The sequence below is a fragment of the Trebonia sp. genome (genome assembly GCF_049794275.1).
GTDB lineage: Bacteria > Actinomycetota > Actinomycetes > Streptosporangiales > Streptosporangiaceae > Trebonia.
Genome location: NZ_JBARCR010000174.1, coordinates 1 through 2530 on the forward strand (window position 1 = coordinate 1; position 2530 = coordinate 2530).

A 2530-nucleotide genomic window follows, 5' to 3' on the forward strand; every position below is an offset into this window, starting at 1 on the left:
GACTGCTTCCTGAAGGCTCGCCACGGAGAGGGCGGCGCGGGCCGGCCGTCGTTTCCTGGTGGCGCCCGGGATGCGCTAAGGTGGACACGCCGATCGGGCTTCCGGTCGGCGGCGGGACGTGGCCCAGCTTGGTCTAAGGCGCCTGACTGGGGGTCAGGAGATTCGGGAGTTCAAATCTCCCCGTCCCGACAATGAAATGCACGCTCGAATGTCATACCCCCACATTATTGTGGGGGTATGAGAACTTCCATTCCGCCCAAATACACATGGTCAGATGCCCAATTGACGGATGCGGTAAAGGCGTCCGCATGCTGGCGTGATGTCGTGCGCGCCCTTGGCTTGACCACGACGTCGGAGGGCGTGATGCGCCGGGTACGGCGTCACACGGCCCTGCTCGGCCTAGACGTATCTCACTTCAAGGGGACGCGCACGTGGGATGACGCACAGCTCAAACGCGCTATAGCTGAAGGGCATTCGTGGGACGACGTTTTCACATCGCTAGGCTTGCGAACGCCCAGGAAAGATACGCGAGCCCGCATCACTGGGCATGCCATAAGACTGGGGCTTGATCTCAGGCATCTCAATGCCAAAAGCACCGCAATTCCTCCACCGGCCAGTTGGCGTATTGACCCAATGCGGTTGCGCGACGCCGCGTTGCCCATTGCCGCCGCATGGTTTACGGTTCGCGGGTCTACGATTTCCTTGCCTATCGAGCAGGCCGTCTATGATCTCATGGTTCAATCAGATGATGGAATCCACCGGGTGCAAGTCAAAACGACGACGACGAAAAGCACAGGCAACGGCATCGTGACCGTGAGCCGCCGTCCGTACTCTGTTGGAAATCTCGCGCCGCGCATGCCTTATGATCCCGATGTTATCGACTACTTCTTCATCGTGGATGGCGACTTCGACATGTATCTGATACCTAGTCGCGTCGTCGCCGGCCGGGTAGCGATCCAGCTGCGAACCTATAGAAAGTACCTCGTCGGGAACGCGAGCGCGCTGCTAGGAGCCGACGCCGATCACGAACCGCCTGGCGTGGTCGTGCCTGTCTCGTAGGTTCGACGCCGCACGGGCCTCGGCGTGAGGGCGGGGACGCGAGGCTGAGAGGATCGGCGTGGCGCGTGTCCGGATCGGTGGAAAGGGTGGCGGGATGGCTGACGTGGAGATATGGCTTGGCGAGGTGGCCGGGGCGCTGGATGTCACGCTCGAGGACGTGCTGCCCTCGGCCACGCAGGACGAGCTGCTGACGCTGACCGGGGATATCGCGCACAACGTGGTGCGGCTCGCGGTGCCGCTGAGCAGCTACCTCATCGGCGTCGCGGTCGGGCGCGGGGCGTCGGCCGAGGAGGCGATCAGGCTCGTCGGCGGCCTGCTTCCCGCCGCCGACGCGTAGCGGGGCGCGGCGGGTCAGGCGGGGAAGCGGTACCTGGTCTGGGTGTACGGGGCCTTGCCGAAGGCGAGGATCTTCGCCGGCATCACCCCGAAGACGAGCCCCGTCCGGTCGGCGTCATCCCCGAACCCGTCGTCGCTGACCACGTAGTCCCAGTCGAGCTTGGACTTCCAGATCGCCGCCAGCTCGTGCAACCGGGGCACGTCGGTCGTGCGGACGGCGGTGCCCTCCACCACGACGTCGAGGCCGGACCGGAGATCGCTGCTGCCGGTGGTCAGGACGCAGCCGGGGCTGGACCGCAGGTTCGCTGTCTTCTGCTCAAGGGAGCCGGTACAGAAGTACAGCGTTCCGTCCAGCCAGATCGCGGGCAGCGGGGTGACGTGCGGCCGCCCGTCCCGGCGCACGGTCGACAGCCAGAACATCTCGGACGCCGTCAGGACGGCGGCCACCTCGGTCCACGGCGGGGCCGTGGCGCCCGGCTCGCTGAAGCTTTCGTTGAACTCTGCGACGGGTTCGGTCTGGGACATCGGCGCTCTCCTGTCCTTTGGGCTTCGCTGGGGTAGACGCCGTGCCCGGGCCGAATTCACCGCCGACGGGCCGCGGCCCGCAGGCGGGCGGAAGCGCCGGGGCCCTGGTGGTGTTGGATATCAGCATGGCTATCGATGGTGAGTACGTACCGAGCCCGGCTTCGTGGGTGCGGGACCAGGTTGAGGCGTATGAGGGGTCGGGCGGCAGGCAGGGGACGACGCTGCGCGACACTGAGCTGCCGGTGGTGATCGTCACCAACCGCGGCGCGAAGACCGGAGCGGTCAGGAAGACGCCGCTGATGCGCGTGGAGCACGACGGCAGCTACCTAGCCGTCGGGTCCAAGGGCGGCGCGCCGCAGAATCCGGTGTGGGTCTACAACCTCCGCGCGAACCCGGACGTCGAGCTGCAGGACGGCCAGGACAAGTGGTCGATGACCGCGCGGGAGCTGACCGGCGAGGAGCGCGGCCCGTGGTGGGAGCGGGCCGTCGCGGCCTTCCCGCCGTACGCCGAGTACCAGAAGAAGACCACACGGCTCATCCCGGTCTTCGTGCTGGAGAAGACTCAGTAACCGAGCGCGCGCTGGCGGTCGTGCTCGGCAAGCAGCCAGGG

4 protein-coding genes and 1 tRNA gene are annotated in these 2530 nt (G+C 66.2%); 4 read left to right on the forward strand and 1 reads right to left on the reverse strand.

Annotated elements, in window-relative coordinates; genetic code table 11:
• Positions 1 to 112 precede the first annotated feature (112 nt).
• The 3 genes from WA805_RS04970 (at position 113) to WA805_RS04980 (ending at position 1396) form a co-directional block, all read left to right on the forward strand.
• Positions 113 to 189: transfer RNA gene (locus WA805_RS04970), tRNA-Pro, on the forward strand.
• Positions 190 to 237: 48 nt separating this feature from the next.
• Positions 238 to 1059 carry a group I intron-associated PD-(D/E)XK endonuclease gene (locus WA805_RS04975; RefSeq protein ID WP_425241759.1) on the forward strand — a complete coding sequence of 274 codons (822 nt, stop codon included), beginning with the start codon at positions 238 to 240 and terminating at the stop codon, positions 1057 to 1059.
• A gap of 94 nt (positions 1060 to 1153) precedes the next feature.
• The gene (locus WA805_RS04980) at positions 1154 to 1396 is read left to right on the forward strand and encodes a DUF6457 domain-containing protein (protein WP_425241760.1); all 243 of its coding nucleotides are present in this window, start codon (positions 1154 to 1156) and stop codon (positions 1394 to 1396) included.
• A 14-nt stretch (positions 1397 to 1410) separates the two neighbouring features.
• Here WA805_RS04980 and WA805_RS04985 read toward each other — a convergent pair whose 3' ends face one another.
• Positions 1411 to 1920 carry a pyridoxamine 5'-phosphate oxidase family protein gene (locus WA805_RS04985; protein WP_425241761.1) on the reverse strand — a complete coding sequence of 170 codons (510 nt, stop codon included), beginning with the start codon at positions 1918 to 1920 and terminating at the stop codon, positions 1411 to 1413.
• Positions 1921 to 2045: 125 nt separating this feature from the next.
• Here WA805_RS04985 and WA805_RS04990 point away from each other — a divergent pair, with 125 nt between their 5' ends.
• Positions 2046 to 2489, forward strand: a complete 444-nt coding sequence (locus WA805_RS04990) for a nitroreductase family deazaflavin-dependent oxidoreductase (RefSeq protein WP_425241762.1) — start codon at positions 2046 to 2048, stop codon at positions 2487 to 2489.
• The last annotated feature ends 41 nt before the right edge of the window (positions 2490 to 2530 follow it).